The organism is Halobacteriovorax sp. HFRX-2_2 (assembly GCF_043196705.1).
GTDB lineage: Bacteria > Bdellovibrionota > Bacteriovoracia > Bacteriovoracales > Bacteriovoracaceae > Halobacteriovorax_A.
Genome location: NZ_JBEBMT010000002.1, coordinates 950,519 through 966,394, shown reverse-complemented (window position 1 = coordinate 966,394; position 15,876 = coordinate 950,519). Strand labels below are relative to the sequence as shown.

Sequence of the window (15,876 nt, the reverse complement as noted above, 5' to 3'; positions counted from 1 at the left end):
AGACTAAATTATGTTACCAAAAATAATTTCAAATATCACACTAGCATTTATTGCCATTGTCTTGGCCTATATGCTTGCGCCTCTTTTCAAAGAATTCTTTGATGGAATTTTTAATCCTCACAAGAAAACCAATAAGTCTCACTCCAAAGAAGAGTTTGATGAGATGGTTAGAAGAAAGATTGAAAGAATGTCAGTCTCTGGTAGCTCGGCCCCAGGTGAGTCCCAAACGTCTAGTTCGACAAAGAATGGTCAACGAACTTTATTATCTTACTTTGAAGAGAAACAAATGTTTGCAACAGATGAAGATTTAAAATTCTTTCAAGGGCTTCTCTCCTCTCTCCAATGGGGTGATTTCAAGGAAGGAGAAGAGATTTTAAATCGATTACGAAAAGACTATAAATTCGATAAAGAAGAACTAAATACGCTAATTAATCCCTTTATAAAGCAGTTCTTCTCTAAAGACGAGCTACTGAAACTTGGAAAAGTTAATCAGTCAAAACTATCTAAAGAGGCTTTTATCTCTTATGCAACAACAGTGTTTTTATTTCAAAACTTAGATCGTGTTGAACACAAGCACTATGATAAGAATATCCTTACTTTCCTAATTGCCTACTCCGCAAAGTCTGCAAACCAAGTGGAGATAATTGAGGGCTTTATAAATCAAGAGCAAATCTCAATGCCAAGAAGAAATGAGACCCTGTTTGAAAGTATGACTAAAAAAGTAAATGCTTCATATGATGAACTCTTCGCAATTTTCCCTATTAATGAAAGTAAGTTAAGTGGCGAATTTAGTTCACTAAATGAAGAAAGTGACCGAAAAAAGAAGTATAAGAAATTAGTGCAAACATACCATCCTGATAAGTGGAGCACCAAATTTAAATCAAAGATCATTGATGATCGCTTAAATGAAAATTTTAACAAAGTACAAAATATCTATAACAAGACCAAATAATTTAGTTAGAGAGAAGTAGAAGATGCAAAAAAGAAAAGAACAAATCATCAACAATATCGAATGTGAGCTTATTAGAATTGTCAGTGAGACCAATGGTATCTCTTTAAATGACACTCTTGAGCTACTCGTTCACTCTCCTAGTATTCGTGACAACCAACTACTAGAAAAGCCCGTTCTTGAATTCATGAAGCTATTGTCTTCTTTTCAAATTGATGAAGTTGATATTGAAACTCTCCTAAATCACCCAGTCTCAGATGCGGTCTTTAACTTCTTTCAAAAGTTTCCAATTCCATACTATGAAGAACATATCCACTTAACAGGCTCGCTGAATGCAGAGTTTATCTATCCAAGACTTAAGAAGCTATTAAGTGGCAAGAATAAGAAAATCTATGAGAAGAGGATTGCGGAAGTATATGGAGAGGACGCCATTCCTATCACTTGTGTCGAGGATGTGGATAACCTTATCCGCCTAAAAGAAGGTGAACAATTTGCGACTTACCTTCGTATTCTATTCTTAGCAAAACTTATTCTGACTTCAAAGAAGGCACACCAAGACGCTGCCTATCATATGGCAAAAGAGTTGTACGAAAATTACAACGTTGGAAGTATTAGACTAAAGTTTACACTTTCTCGTGCTTCAAAGATGGATGCCGAACAAATCCCAGGTATTGGCGAAGTGACGGAAGAAGATGTTGTCCTAGGTCTTTATGAAGGCTTTAAGAAGTTTGAAAAAGAAGTACCAAGCTTCAAGTTCATCCTCTCTCCTTCATTTAGAAAGGAATTGAACTTCTTTGATGATACAAATTTTGAAACTAAAAAAGAACATTTTGAACACCAAGTAGATGCTCTCTTAGAGATCTTAGAGAAATACCCATACTTAAAAGAGAATCTCGTTGAAGTAGATACAGTTGGAGACGAGAAGGCCCTTTACCGTAAGGCGCATTTTAAAGAACTTAAAAGTGGCCTGCGCAAGCTTCAGTATCGTGGATTAAAGATTCGCTCACACCACGGTGAAACATGGCTTACATTAAAGAAAGGTATTCAATCAGTAGATAATGCGATGAATATTTGGCATATCGATACCCTTGAGCACGGACTAAGCCTTGGTATCAATCCAAATTATTACTACCACCGCCTTTTCCAAAGAATTGTTGAGGTAAATGCTAAACACCAAGCAATTGATAAGAAGTCCACAGAAGGCCATGAGCTAGAAGAAATGGAATGGGAGTCATATGCTATTGGTGTGAAAAAGAAGCTCTTTAAAGGAGAGCCTCTAACTGCTGATGAAGTAACTTTATTTTTAAAGACAAAATTTCACAACGCCCGTGAAGTTGAGCACTATCAACACGATATTCTTAATCGTATTATTCAAAAAAGTGTTTCTCTAGTAGCACTTCCTTCTTCAAACCTTAAGCTAACTGGAGTCTTTCCAGACTTTAAAGACCATCCATTTTCTTGGTGGGAGAAAAAAGGTGTAAGACTAGGAGTTGGAACAGATAACTACATTACTCTCTCAACAAATTTCATTCGTGAGATGCTAATTCTCCTCTACTCAGACCCTAAGAATCTTAAGATTACAAAACTTTTGATGTTAACAACGAAGGAGTCAAGAAGGCCATATATCAGCAATCTTCTTTGGGAGATGCGAAAGAGATACGCTAAGTAAGGTATTAAAAACACATAATACTAAACTTTTTCACACGGTCTTCCGACAAGTATCTAACTATACGATGAAGGAAGACATAAATGGCGTTTGAGTATACTCATTTCAAGTCACTAATCAATGTCGCAATTGATAATAATGCCAGTGACATACATATAAGGGCGGATGAAACCCCTTGCTTTAGAATTAGCGGCGATATGGTCGCTGTTAAATCAAACAAACTACTAACACAAGAAAGTATCTACGATATTCTTCGTCTACTTATCGGCGATAAAAATCAACAAGAACTAGAGGAAATTAAAGACCTTGATGGATCATTTGATTTTGAAAACAAGTGCCGACTAAGATTCAACTACTTTAAATTCAATAATAAAAATGGCCTCGTTTTTCGAGTCATAAAAAAAGACATTCCAAGCTATAGGCAACTAGGTTTAAGTGATTCTCTTAAGCAAATCATTCGCGCAAAACGAGGACTTATTCTAGTAACTGGGGCAACAGGATCTGGAAAATCCACTACCCTTGCCAGTATGATTAATTATATCAATGAGCGCCGAGCAAAGCATATCATTACAATTGAAGACCCTATTGAATTTATCCATGAACAAAAGAAATCTCGTATTACTCAAAGAGAGCTTGGAGTTGATACAGATAATTTTGAAGACGCACTTAAATTTGCACTAAGACAGGACCCAGATATAATTTTACTGGGAGAGCTTAGAGATCAAAAATCAATTGAAATTGCCCTAAAAGCAGCAGAAACAGGACACCTCGTCCTAGCAACAATTCATACAACAGATGCCATCTCGACTATTAGTCGTATTATTTCAATGTTTCCAGGGGAAGAACAAGCGGATGCGAGGAAACGCCTTGCAGACTCACTCTATGCTACAATTTCGCAGCGTATGATTCGCTCAAAAAAATCATCTAACGGAGTTCGTGTTGCACAAGAGATCATGGTAACAGGTCCAGGTGTAAAAGAATGTATCCGTGGAGATGAGCCATTAGATCGTATTATTCCTATTATTGAAAATGGTGGAACTAACTCTGCAGACATTCCTTGCCAAAGCTTCGATCAAGCAATTCTAAATCTTCTTGAAGGTAATTATATTACTGAAGAAGATGCTTCTAAAGAGGTTCGTAGTGCAAGTGACTTCATGAGAAAACTTATGCTGACAAAGTAGTGATCTCGAATGCTGCCTCAAGAATAGAAAAGGCCCTGGTGGGGGCCAGGGCCAATCCGTCTAACGCGAATTAGACTAACTTGATGTGAGGATAGTAAGAAAAGACTTACATGGTATTTATTATTCGCCATTTTTCCCTTTTTATTAAGGGGAACAATTTTCAGACAATAAAAAGTAAAAGGCCAAGTACTTATGACTTGGCCTTACTTAATTTTAAATATATAAAAAAGTTGAAACTTTTACTCTTTTTTACCTTAAAAAATTATTTTTGATGTGACAGAATTTCTGTTACGACTTTATCGACGAGCTTTTTAGCATCGTCGCATTGAGTTTTCCAATGAGCGTGATCCAAGTTAGGATCTTTATTCATAAGTAATTCACCTAACGCTTTCGTACTATCATTAAATTTTCTAAGTAACTCAACTGATAATTGCTCATCATCCATGTCTTCAAGAACTGTCATCACTCGATCAATATCTGAATTATCAATTAATTTATTTAAGTCCATTTTTTATCCTTATTATTTCTTAGCTTGCTGAGCAATCATATCACGCATAATATAGATTGCCTCTTCTAAACCTGCATCTTTACGTAGTGAAGAAACCCACTCTTCTTTACGTTGTTTGAAGTCTTCCTTCCACTGCTTTTCTTCGCCTTTCTTTACAGTTTCATGTGACTTTAGAGACTCTTCAAAATGAGTTACGTTTAGATTCATATTTTCTTGATCTAGTTTTAGATCTTCCAACTTCTTCTTATTCGCTTCCTCTTCTTTCATCCAAGAGTCAATATTAAGTTTAAGCTCAGTTTCTTTACGTCTCTTCTTTAGATAAGCTACACTTTCCTGAATCTTCTGCATACGCTCATCTTTAGTAACACGTTTTTGAGAGGCTTTGATTAGCTTCTTCATATTGTATTGTTTACCAGGCCACTTTTGGAATTCCTTAGGCTTAATCTGATCCCACTTAAGAGAATAAGTTAAGTCTTGTTCACGATTTTCAGCATATGACATTGGATCAGGAATTACAATATCAGGAGTTACACCTTTATACTGAGTTGAACCACCATTTACTCGGTAGAACTTTTGGATTGTAAGCTTTAGCGCCCCAAACTCTTGTCCCATCATTTTATTTAAACCTTGATCTAGGCTATAAACAACTTGAACAGTTCCTTTACCGTGAGTAACTGCACCACCAACAATAACAGCTCTCTTATAGTCTTGCATTGCCGCAGCTAGAATTTCAGAAGCTGATGCCGAGTAACGGTTTACCATAACAATTAGTGGACCACTATATTCAACACCTGGATCAGTATCAGCTAGTGTCTCAACTTGGTTTAAGTAGTTTCTAGTTTGAACAATTGGCCCTTCCTTAATGAAAAGCCCAGACATAAGTTGTGCATCAGTTAAAGCACCACCACCATTATTTCTAAGGTCGAGAATAACACCATTAACTTTTTGCTTCTTTAATCTTTTAAGCTCTGCTCTAACATCATCAGTACAGTTAATTGTTCCATTAAACTCACGGTAAAATTTTGGAACGTTGATATAACCAAACTTCCCTTTTACACCCTTAAGTTCAAGAACAGATGACTTTGCAAATGAAGCACCAATCTTAACAACGTCTCTTGTAATACCAATTGTCTTTCTTGATCCATCGGCCTTCTTAACGTGAAGTTTTACAACAGTTCCTTTTTTACCACGAATATATCTAACGGCATCATCAACTCTCATTCCAACAAGATCAACTGGTTCTTTCTCAGAGCTTCCTTCACTAACAGCAAGAATTAAATCATCAACTTCAAGTTCTTTTTGTCTCCATGCGGCCCCACCAGGAACGATTTCAACAACTTTAATATAGCCCTCGTCTTCAGATAAAACGGCACCAATACCTTCTAGTTGCCCAGACATATCAATATCAAAATCTTCTTTTCTCTTTGGAGCAAGATAAGCTGTGTGCGGATCAAATACAGCACCAACTGAATTATAGAAAAGTTCCATATAGTCTTCTCTAGTATCTTTAAGAAGTCTTTCAAAGTATAAACGATACTTCTTATCAATCGCTTCATGTGCCTTAGCAACGATTTCTTTTTCAGTTAGGATTTTTTCAGAGCTAAGATTCTTCTTCTCTTTTTTCCCATTCTTTTTCTTATTATTCTTTTTAGGATTCTTTAGATCTTCTTGATCTTCCTTCATCGAAATATAACGGGCCATTACAGATTGCTTATAAGTTAGACGCCAGTTTTTTTCAAACTCACTCTTATTCTTAGCAAAGTGTCTCTTTTCAGGATCAAGCTCAACAACTTCATTTCCGTAGAAGTTAAACTTCTCTTTGAACATTTTCTTTCTCAGAGCATCCGCTTCTTGAATTCTTTGAGTTTTAATCTTCATTGCATCAAGGACAAGTTTATAATTCCCCGATCGCATTTCATCATCCATTAAAGATTCGTACTTCTTAAGTTCCTTAACGTCTGTGTCATATAGGAATTGCTTTGAGTAATCGACTTTTTGAACGAATTCTTTGAATGCATTCTTAGAAAGATCATCATTTATTTTTAATTTCTTATAATGAAGTTTTTCGAGTACTTCGATTAATAAGTTTCCTAAAACTTGATCTTTATTGATGCTAAAAATTCCATTTTCAGCTCTTAAGACAAATGGCGTTGATAAAAGAATGAGACCTAAAAATAGTCCCAACGACTTTCGAAATTTCTTGTGCATTGAAGCTCCAATTCTAATAATATTAGGTAGTTCCTAAATTATATTTTAAAGCCTCTTTAACATTAATCAAAGATTAATTATTCAGGAAGAAATTACTTGCGATGCACAAAAAGCTCTACTCCTGCTCACTATTTCTTTTTTCTTTCTTCTCAAAATTGCCCTGAATATCATACTGATATACTTCAGCATTATTCACGCATTCTTTAATTAACTCTGAAAGGTCATGCTCTTCACAGAATTCCATAAAATACTTTGTGTCGGCCTTAATTACCGGATGTTTTGGTGCAAACATCGAACAGGCATCATCGTGCGGGATAATAGAAGTTTCAAAAGTATCAATCTTCTTGGCCTCAGTGATGATATCTAATTTATTCATCCCAATAAGCGGTCTCATCACAAGCATCGGACAAGAACGATCAAGTACACTCATATTCTGAAGAGTCTGACTAGAAACTTGAGCTAGAGCATCACCCATAATTAGTGCACCGGCCTTGGCCCTTCTTGCAAGATATGCAGAAGTGTCCATCATATACTTTCTAAAAAATAACGTGCGGTAATCTTCCTTACAATTCTTAGCGATATAATTTTGAATATCACCATAAGGAAGAACATATAATTTAAAGCTGTCTTGAAACTTAGATAGAATTTTTCCAAGTTCTAAAATTTTCTCTTTAACCTCTTCCCCAACATATGGATAAGCATAGAAGAATGCAAAAGACTGTCTGACTCCTCTTCTTGCCATAAGATAACTAGCAACTGGTGAGTCAATACCACCTGATAGAAGTGTAACTGCGTGGCCACTCGTACCAACAGGAAGTCCACCAATACATGGAATCTTTTCCCATGATAAGTAGATCTCTTCATTCATAACCTTAACATCAACCATAAGATCAGGATTTCTCACATCAACTTTTAGATCGGTATTCTTAAGAATCGCTGTCGCAATATAGCGATTGATTTCATCACTATTTTTTGGAAATTGCTTAAGAGCTCTCTTTGTCTGAACTTTAAAAGTCTTAACATTCGTTAATTGACTTAATTCTTTAACGGCAAGTTCACATACATAATCAAGATCGAGTGGACATGATCTCATAGGAGTTACCGAGCTTAATCCTGCTACAAAAGTTAGTCTTTGAATTAATTCTTCACTAAACTCTTCTGCACTCTCAGCAACTAAGCGTTGTTGATTGTTTTTTAACTTCCAAGATGTATGATGATACTTGCTAAAGATTCGACTTAGGTTTGTTTGCAGTTTCTTATAGTAAGACTTTCTGTTCTTACCTTTAAGCCATAATTCATCAACAGTTAAAATTAAACTCTTATACATCTTTCTTATTCCTATTTAATTAAAAAACCAATTTCTTCGATTACTTCACTAAAGCCTTGCAACATACCCTGAACTTCTTCTTGTGTCGTAGACTTTCCAATTGAGATTCTCAAAATATTCTTATGAAATTTCTCATCAATCCCAAGGCCCGCAAAAAGTGGATTTAATCCCTTAATCTTTGATGAGCAGGCAGTTGATGATGAGATCATGATTCCCTTCGTTTCAAGGTGTCTCATAATAATATCACTCGCAATTCCTTCAAAGAGAACACAAAGAATAAATGGTGAAGTGTTTTGATCCTCAAATGGATAACTAATATTTTTATGCAGGCCACTTAGCCCAGCTTTAATTTCTTCTTTTAATTTCTTTGCTTTCTCAAATGAATCATCCAAGTCTGTGAAAGCTAGCTCACAAGCTTTTGCCAGAGCGAGCACTAGTGACGTAGAAGGAGTTGAGGCCCTAAGACCTTTTTCATGTGCCCCACCTCTAAGATAGCGCTTAAGAAAATGCACCTTACTCTCTTTAAAAATAAGACCGCCAATACCTCTTGGCCCTCCCATTTTGTGTGCGCCGAAAGTAACAAAGTCAATTTCAGAATCTTTAAGAGTAAAAGGAACCTTCCCAAAACCTTGAGTCGCGTCTACATGAACGAGACATTTTCTATTCTTGGCCTTTACAGCTTGTGCGATTTCTTCAACTTCAAAATATTGCCCAGACTGAGAGTTTACAAGACTGATACAAACAAGTTGAGTTTCACTAGTTACTGCATCAACAATCTCATCAATACTCTTAAAGCCTTCTCCGTTATCAATAACTTTTGTAACCGAAGGATGATCTCCACTTAGGAAGATAATCCCTTCCTCAATTGAGCGAATAATTTGATTATTAGCTTCTGTTGCAGAAGAAGTGAAAATCAGGCCATAGCTCTTGGCATCGATAAATTTTAAGATATTAGCTCTGGCGCCCTCAATCTTCTTGGCGCATTCCTTTCCTGCTAAATGCTTAGCAGCTGGATTAGGATAGTCCAATTCGAAGCTTTTCGATAAAACTTCAATAACTTCAGGATAGAGCTTAGTAGAGGCCGCGTGATCAAAATAGTACATAAATTGCCTTATACCATGTTTTAAACAGTAAGTACCTTAAATAACGATATTTTTAGACACTGTCCATATCATAAACACTCCAAGTTACTGAAAGCTCGTATTAGCATGCCCTATTTCTTGGCACTTTTCTTGCTCTTTAAAATGCATATGAAACTGAGATACTTTATCTTTATATTATTAGGAGTCTACTGGCTTTCAAATTCGGTCCACGCTGCAGGACTAAAGGCCAATGATTACCTCTTTCGCTCTCAAGTAAAGATTGAAGAATTCAATAATTTCTCGAAAAAAGGGCTTGGCCATCTTGCCGCCAGAAGCTTAAATGAATCAAGAGGCTACCTAGCAAGATTAGGAGAAATTAGTCACGAACTCTCACAAGAACAGCTTGATCTTATGAAAGAGCTTCAAAATGAGGTCACTCAAAAGCAGAAAATCGAGGCCGAAACTATCAGCACCTGTGATTATCGCAATATTGAGCACTATAAAGAGATCGAAAAACTTAAGGAGCTCAAGGTTAAGGGCAGTATCCTAACTTTTAGATCACACAAGAATCTCTACCTTCTTAAGGCCAAAGAGGTCCAAAAATGCCAACAATTCAGTACTTGGATGGAAAACTTTAACGAAATCTCTGTATAATGTTCATACTAACGCGATACATGGTGAAATCTATGAATTCATTCAATATGATTTCTTCATGAAAACAAGAAACATCAAATCTGTAATCCTAGTACTTACGTTAAACCTTTTAGCATCAGCAACACTAGCTTTTACTCAAGATAGTGGAAAAACGATTCTAATTTCTGATATCGACGACACAATTAAGGTCGGCCATATCAGATCAAAAATTGATGCTGTTTCAAACGCCTACCGCACAAATAATATCTTCCTTGGTATGGCCGATCTTTACCGCATTATAAAGAATCGCCTTGATGCAGATGTATTCTACCTGACAAATGCACCTGAAGAAGTGATGGCATGGTCACACACTGAATTACTTAAGAATGGAAATTTCCCAGAAGGTAGCCTTGAAATTAGACCGATTAAAGTTTCAAGCAAGGTCTTTAAGGCCCAAAGACTTGAAGAGCTAATCTCTGAGCACAGGCCAGACACTGTTATCCTTGTTGGTGATAATGGTGAGCACGATAACTCTTTCTACAATGGTATCAAACAAACTTACCCAGGTATCAAGTTTCACACATTCATTAGAGCAGCATATAATTTTGATGAATCAAATAAGCTTTATAAGGGTCAAGCAAGTTTTGTAACACCATTTGAAATCGCCGATACACTCTATCAGAGAAAAGTATTAGAAAGATCTGATTCAAAAGATCTTCAAGACCTACATTTAAAAAGCTATATGGAAGAATACCTATTAAGAGATAAAGGTCAGCTTTATACTCCACACTGGCAAAGATGCTATGGCCATAAAGTGAATAGCTGGTCAAACCTATTCTCTACTCTACCTAAAGAGCTAACAAAGAAAATTTCAATACTTTGTCAAAATTACGAAAACTAAATAGTATTATCCAGCACACTTTAGTTGTGCTGGATACCTTCTCTTATGGCATTGCGATCAACACGAGAAAAATGTCTCGAATCAACTGGAACTCTCCCAAACTCAATAATTGCATTTGCTAAATTCCAATCGCTTAAAATTTCACTAAGATGATCTTTAATTTTTACTTCACCTTCAATAAGACACTTGATCTTATCTCCTACTTGGACAAGGGCCGCTCGCTCAATCCCCTCAATTCGTGCTAATTCATTTTCATAATGAAATGTAGGCACAAGCTTTCCATCAACACTTAAACAATCCTTTAGTCTACCCAAAAGATAAATCTGTCCACCACTCATATAACCAACATCACCAGTTAAATGCCATAGCCTTCCCTGCTCATCCCACTTCTTAGTGGTTTCATTGGCCGGATGATTATCAATATACTCTTTGATCACATGAGGACCACTTAAACAAATCTCTCCCCAGATAAGCCCTTCTTGAAAATCAAAACCATTAGCAACTTTATCAATTTTTACGTCTAAGACTTCAATGACATGACCTAGCTTAAGTCCTGTTTTTTTATTTGAGATATATTCATCAATTGGCACAAAACTAATAGGCTCGACTTCCGTTGATCCATAGATAATATGAATCTCAATATCGTCATTTACCTTTTCAAATTGTTCTTTCACAAAGTTTGCATGCTTCGTTGAAATTTCAGCTCCACCAATAATGATACTTCTCAGGCTTGGAATCTTGATATCATTTGTAGCAAGGTAATTTGCAAGCCTCTTTATAATCATCGGATTGGCACTAAAGCGTGTCACACCATATTTGTTCATTTGATCAATTACTTTTGCAGCATCAAACTCAGATAGTTTCCGATAGTCGATATCTGGAAAGATTGTCGTAATCCCAAGTCCCAAATTTTGTAGAACGAGAGTTGGAAAAAACGGCATATCTACTTCATCATCACGATGTAACCAGAAGTATTCTGAAACGATCTTCTGCGCTAAAAAGATATCAAGGCTTCTATTTGCGGCCTTTGGCCTGCCAGTTGAACCAGTTGTAAAAGAGATAAGAGTTTGAGCATCTTGCTCAATTGGCGTTTGCGAAAAATTAAGATTATCTTCAGCTCTAATACTAGTTAAAGATTTAGCAAAGAAACAACTTTGATCATATGTAAAACGCTTCATTTTCCAAAGGGCGGGAATTAATGGAGTCCACTTTAAAAGCTCTTTAACAGAGATCATTCCCTGAGCATTTGCATCTTCAATGGCCTGTTTAAGCTTATCCTTAGGCATCGTCGAGTCAATCGAAACAACAACTGCACCCATGTAGAACAAGGCAACCATAATCTGATAAAGCTCAAGACGAAGAGGAATAAGAACAATAACTCGATCCCCTTTCTTAATTCCAGCATCTGATAAGGTCTTTATCCACGCACCTACCTGTGACATAAATTCGCCGTAAGTCTGATCTTTATCTTGGTATATTAAGCATCGCTTTTCTAGGTTATTTCTAAAATGGGAGTCAAGGTAATGGCAGCCATTTATTGGCACACCGATATAACCCAGTTCTTGCCTTATATCTTCAATTTTTTTCATATGATAATATTAAATGAAAATAATATAATTTGTAATATTAGGTAGTAAATGTATCTATTAAGTAAATTTGATTCTCTTCTTACAACAAAAACACAAGTTGGCGGCAAGGCCTATAACCTAGCAAAGCTCGAGAAATGTCATGTTAATACACCTGACTGGTTTTGTATTACTAGTGATTACTTTCAAACATTAGTTGACCAAAACGAGGTATTAAAAAACCTTATTGCTCAATATACGCAACTTGAGTTTATCGATGACCTAAAAGCTCTCATTGAAAAGATTCACGCTGAAATAAATAAGTGTGAAATATCAATCATTGATGATGTGATGGAAAGGATTAATCCTGATATTCATTATGCCATTAGAAGTTCTGCTGCAGATGAAGATGGCAGTCACTTCTCTTTTGCAGGACAGCTTGAATCATTTCTTTACGTACAAGGAAAGGAAAGGATAGAAGCGGCCATAAGAAATTGCTTTAAGAGTAATTTTTCTCTTACCGCTCTTACTTATCGTTTTAAGAATCAAATTCACCAATCAACACCTAAGATGGCCGTCATCATACAAGAAATGATTGATCCAGAAAAATCAGGTGTTCTCTTTACGGCCAATCCAATTAACGGCTACAGAGATGAAATGCTTATTTCAGCAAATTATGGCCAAGGCGAAGGTGTCGTTAGTGGTGAGTGTAACACTGACGAGTACACGATCAATGACCGCGGCATTATAAAAGATGAAATTAGAGAAAAAGATTTTAAGATAATCGCTGACTACGACAATAAAACAACTAAAAAAGTCGAAGTCACTGGAAGTGATATTAACTCGAGTGTCTTGACTCATGCTGAAATTATCGAGTTAAATAAGCTCGCTCTTGATATTCTCGCACTAAAGAAGAAGCCTCAAGATATTGAGTTTTGTTTTCAAAATGGAGAAATCTATATTGTCCAAACAAGAGATATCACCTCTCTTCCAATGGATAAGAGAGAAGAATTTGCCAATGTCTTTGATAATTCAAATATTCAAGAATCATTTAATGGCGTGACGACTCCACTTACTTTTTCTTATGCCTCAAAGATGTACTATAAGGTTTATCACCAACTACTGGGTTTAACAGGACTAAGTGAAGAAGAACTAAAGAAGCACGAAAAGAGACATAAGAATATGATTGCTCTTATCGAGGGACGAGTCTTCTACAATATTCAGTCTTGGTATAAAGGACTTCTACTACTTCCATCTTTTAAACAATCAAAGGGTGATATGGAGAAAATGATGGGAATCACTGATCCTGTCGACTTCATTGAAGATAAGGACCTACCATTTTGTGAGAGATTAAAAATGCTTCCAGGCCTAATTAAAACCTTTGGAAGTCTCCTGTGGTATTTTTCTAAAATCGATAAAGTTGTTGCAGACTTTATGTCCGGTTTTTATGAAGTATATGATGAAATTGATTTTTCAAAACTTAATAGGCTTAACCTCACACAGCTCTATGAGCTAACCGAAGAGCTTGATCAGAAAATTACAAGTAAGTGGCATGCTCCCCTAATTAATGACTTCTACGTTATGATGATGAATGGAAAGATGTATCGCTGGATGGAGAAGCTTGCGGTTGAAAATGCAGATATCACTCTTGGTAATTTATTATCTGGTGAGCATGATATTGCCAGTACGCAACCAACAAAAGAACTTTTAAAAATAAGTGACGAAATAAAAAAGAGTGATCAAGAGTTTAAGGATCAATTCTTAAAACTGGAAAATTCAAAAGTCATGGACTTCTTCTATATTAACAACAAGGCCATCTTTGAGCTATGTCAGAAATATATTGAAAACTATGGTGACCGTACTATTGGTGAACTTAAGTTAGAAAGTTTATCTCTACGTGAAAACCCAGACTTTCTGATAAATATTCTTAAAAATTACGTCATTAAAGAAAGTCTAAGTTATGAGAGCTTTATTGCAAATGAGCTTGAACTTAGAGAGTCAGAAGAAGCTAAAATTGCTCCTATTGTTAAAAAGAAGCTTTCGTCATTTGCAAGAAAACGTTTTTATAAAGATCTTTCTAAACTTAGAAAGGCCATTCGATACAGAGAAAACACAAGACTATTACGAACGAAGTCTTTTGGAATTTCACGTCAAATTTACCGCGAAATGGGTAATCAATTGGCCAACTTTAATCTCATCAGTGCACCTGAAGATATCTTCTTTCTAACACTTAGTGAGATCGAAGAATTAAAAGATGGGCGCATTGTGCAGACAAGTCTAAAAGAGCTAATTAGCCTAAGAAAGTCTGAGTATGAATCATATGAAGATGAAGAGCCTGGCCATCATTTTAAGACTTTTGGCTTTGTTCATGCAGGAAATAAATTTATCTATGAAGGTAATACAAATCTCGATCACGATGGTGCATTAAAAGGGATAGGATGTTACCCAGGACATATCACAGGAGAAGTCGCCCTACTCTTTAAACCAGACGATGGAATTGATGTTAATGATAAGATCCTTTGTACGGTAAGGACAGATCCAGGATGGGCCCCATTATTCCCGTCGATTAAAGGCCTACTTGTTGAAAAAGGATCAACACTTTCTCACTCGGCCGTTATTGCTAGAGAACTTAAAATACCAACAATTGTCGGTGTTCCAGGGATTACAAAAATTGTCGAGAATGGGCAAGAGATTGAGATGGACTGTGAAAAAGGACTGATTAACCTACTTCAAGAAAACCAAGAATAACAAAAGGCCTCTTAATGAGGCCTTTTTTATGAAACTCTTTTATAAAATTTAATATCGTAAACCCCAACTTTTTCTTTCTTAATAAGATCAGTAAAGTCAGCTGTAATATCTTCATAGCCGTCTAGTTTTGGAGAATGAACACGTAAGTAATAGCGAACACAGACAACACCACCAATAGAAATCGAAGCCTTGGCCTTTTGAAGAAAATCTCGACCTAGCTCATCATTAAAGTAACTCGGCACATCTGAGTAAGAGAAATAATCAAATTGATGCTTCCCACTCTCAAGTTCAGCAACAACATCACCAATATGATAATTGACTTGAGTTGTTTCAATACAGCTTTTAAGCTCAGAAAACTTTCGACAACGAAGTGGAGTATTTGTCAAAGTAACTTCTCCAAAAAAGCATAAACTTAAGAAAAAATTATCCTTGATGAGGTTATTCTTAAATAGACGAGCAAAGCGATTACGATAGAACTTTACATAGCTCTCAGGGATATTCTTTCTTATGAAGTCCCCTCGATACAAGAGAGAATTCATTAACGCTTTATTTCCTACAATTGATAGAACGACAGTCCACTTAACCTTAAAGCTCACTGTATCCATAATATTGAGTTGCTCTTGAATTGCATTACAATTTTTAAGAGCATCTATAATTCGATGGCCAAGGATCTTGCGACATAGCTTTGAGAAAGTAATAAACGTCTTCTCCCATGAACCAGCAAGGGCAGCTATTTCATTGGCCTCAAAGTATTCATTTAGGCCGACATTTGCTCCAACTGTCTTTAAGATTGCGGAATCATCGTGATACGCTCTTAGGAACTCTACTTCATCAAGGGCAAGAATCGCCTTCTCATACGCTCTGGCCCACTCTATTTGGAGCCCTGAAACATCAAAGAGGTCTAGCCTAGAATCAGCTTGTGTTACGAGATATAGGCCTCTTGGGCCGGCACCACAGATTGAGCCAATATTTTTTGGAGAAAGTTTTCTACAAACTTTTGACTCCATCTCAATATCTTCATTTGCTAGTGAGTAATTTAATTTGTCAGTAAAATATTTTGCCATGTCACAATTATAGTTGTTTTCATTATATAATGGTACAAAGAAAT

The 15,876-nt window shown here is 36.1% G+C and carries 12 protein-coding genes; 6 read left to right on the top strand and 6 right to left on the bottom strand.

Features of this window, described 5'->3' with window-relative positions; all coding sequences use genetic code 11:
* Positions 1-10 precede the first annotated feature (10 nt).
* From ABMA79_RS09980 to ABMA79_RS09970, 3 genes are all read left to right on the top strand, one after another.
* A complete protein-coding gene (locus ABMA79_RS09980; protein WP_393092304.1) occupies positions 11-952 on the top strand; it encodes a hypothetical protein in 942 nt (313 codons plus the stop codon).
* A gap of 22 nt (positions 953-974) precedes the next feature.
* On the top strand, positions 975-2,618 hold the full coding sequence (locus ABMA79_RS09975; RefSeq protein WP_392860064.1) for a hypothetical protein: 1,644 nt from the start codon (positions 975-977) through the stop codon (positions 2,616-2,618).
* Positions 2,619-2,698: 80 nt separating this feature from the next.
* Entirely contained in the window at positions 2,699-3,796 is a 1,098-nt protein-coding gene (locus ABMA79_RS09970; protein ID WP_393092302.1) for a type IV pilus twitching motility protein PilT, read from the top strand.
* Positions 3,797-4,058: 262 nt separating this feature from the next.
* Here the strand turns inward: ABMA79_RS09970 and ABMA79_RS09965 are convergent, their stop codons facing one another.
* From ABMA79_RS09965 to ABMA79_RS09950, 4 genes are all read right to left on the bottom strand, one after another.
* Positions 4,059-4,304, bottom strand: coding sequence for a hypothetical protein (locus tag ABMA79_RS09965; protein WP_392860061.1), 246 nt, complete (start codon positions 4,302-4,304; stop codon positions 4,059-4,061).
* A gap of 12 nt (positions 4,305-4,316) precedes the next feature.
* Positions 4,317-6,512, bottom strand: a complete 2,196-nt coding sequence (locus tag ABMA79_RS09960; protein ID WP_392860060.1) for a carboxy terminal-processing peptidase — start codon at positions 6,510-6,512, stop codon at positions 4,317-4,319.
* A gap of 115 nt (positions 6,513-6,627) precedes the next feature.
* Positions 6,628-7,839 carry a tRNA uracil 4-sulfurtransferase ThiI gene (gene thiI / locus ABMA79_RS09955; RefSeq protein WP_393092299.1) on the bottom strand — a complete coding sequence of 404 codons (1,212 nt, stop codon included), beginning with the start codon at positions 7,837-7,839 and terminating at the stop codon, positions 6,628-6,630.
* An 11-nt stretch (positions 7,840-7,850) separates the two neighbouring features.
* On the bottom strand, positions 7,851-8,942 hold the full coding sequence (locus ABMA79_RS09950; RefSeq protein WP_393092296.1) for a cysteine desulfurase family protein: 1,092 nt from the start codon (positions 8,940-8,942) through the stop codon (positions 7,851-7,853).
* Positions 8,943-9,089: 147 nt separating this feature from the next.
* Between ABMA79_RS09950 and ABMA79_RS09945 the strand changes: the two genes are divergently transcribed.
* On the top strand, positions 9,090-9,575 hold the full coding sequence (locus ABMA79_RS09945) for a hypothetical protein (RefSeq protein ID WP_392860056.1): 486 nt from the start codon (positions 9,090-9,092) through the stop codon (positions 9,573-9,575).
* A 58-nt stretch (positions 9,576-9,633) separates the two neighbouring features.
* Positions 9,634-10,455, top strand: coding sequence for a phosphatase domain-containing protein (locus tag ABMA79_RS09940; protein ID WP_392860055.1), 822 nt, complete (start codon positions 9,634-9,636; stop codon positions 10,453-10,455).
* 20 nt (positions 10,456-10,475) lie between these two features.
* On the opposite strand, the gene ABMA79_RS09935 is transcribed toward ABMA79_RS09940, so the two are convergent.
* Positions 10,476-12,044 carry an AMP-binding protein gene (locus ABMA79_RS09935; protein ID WP_393092294.1) on the bottom strand — a complete coding sequence of 523 codons (1,569 nt, stop codon included), beginning with the start codon at positions 12,042-12,044 and terminating at the stop codon, positions 10,476-10,478.
* A gap of 48 nt (positions 12,045-12,092) precedes the next feature.
* On the opposite strand from ABMA79_RS09935, the gene ABMA79_RS09930 reads away from it, so the two are divergent.
* The gene (locus ABMA79_RS09930; RefSeq protein WP_393092291.1) at positions 12,093-14,768 is read left to right on the top strand and encodes a PEP/pyruvate-binding domain-containing protein; all 2,676 of its coding nucleotides are present in this window, start codon (positions 12,093-12,095) and stop codon (positions 14,766-14,768) included.
* A gap of 26 nt (positions 14,769-14,794) precedes the next feature.
* Here the strand turns inward: ABMA79_RS09930 and ABMA79_RS09925 are convergent, their stop codons facing one another.
* Positions 14,795-15,832 (bottom strand): DUF3419 family protein, encoded by a 1,038-nt coding sequence (locus ABMA79_RS09925; protein ID WP_393092289.1) that lies wholly within the window; start codon positions 15,830-15,832, stop codon positions 14,795-14,797.
* Positions 15,833-15,876 lie beyond the last annotated feature (44 nt).

Excerpts from the sequence above, each read along its gene's own strand:
- ABMA79_RS09925 (WP_393092289.1), bottom strand. The coding sequence starts at position 15,832 with ATGGCAAAATATTTTACTGACAAATTAAATTACTCACTAGCAAATGAA.
- thiI (WP_393092299.1), bottom strand. The coding sequence starts at position 7,839 with ATGTATAAGAGTTTAATTTTAACTGTTGATGAATTATGGCTTAAAGGT.
- ABMA79_RS09945 (WP_392860056.1), top strand. The coding sequence starts at position 9,090 with ATGAAACTGAGATACTTTATCTTTATATTATTAGGAGTCTACTGGCTT.
- ABMA79_RS09980 (WP_393092304.1), top strand. The coding sequence starts at position 11 with ATGTTACCAAAAATAATTTCAAATATCACACTAGCATTTATTGCCATT.
- ABMA79_RS09940 (WP_392860055.1), top strand. The coding sequence starts at position 9,634 with ATGAAAACAAGAAACATCAAATCTGTAATCCTAGTACTTACGTTAAAC.
- ABMA79_RS09975 (WP_392860064.1), top strand. The coding sequence starts at position 975 with ATGCAAAAAAGAAAAGAACAAATCATCAACAATATCGAATGTGAGCTT.
- ABMA79_RS09930 (WP_393092291.1), top strand. The coding sequence starts at position 12,093 with ATGTATCTATTAAGTAAATTTGATTCTCTTCTTACAACAAAAACACAA.
- ABMA79_RS09935 (WP_393092294.1), bottom strand. The coding sequence starts at position 12,044 with ATGAAAAAAATTGAAGATATAAGGCAAGAACTGGGTTATATCGGTGTG.
- ABMA79_RS09965 (WP_392860061.1), bottom strand. The coding sequence starts at position 4,304 with ATGGACTTAAATAAATTAATTGATAATTCAGATATTGATCGAGTGATG.
- ABMA79_RS09970 (WP_393092302.1), top strand. The coding sequence starts at position 2,699 with ATGGCGTTTGAGTATACTCATTTCAAGTCACTAATCAATGTCGCAATT.
- ABMA79_RS09950 (WP_393092296.1), bottom strand. The coding sequence starts at position 8,942 with ATGTACTATTTTGATCACGCGGCCTCTACTAAGCTCTATCCTGAAGTT.
- ABMA79_RS09960 (WP_392860060.1), bottom strand. The coding sequence starts at position 6,512 with ATGCACAAGAAATTTCGAAAGTCGTTGGGACTATTTTTAGGTCTCATT.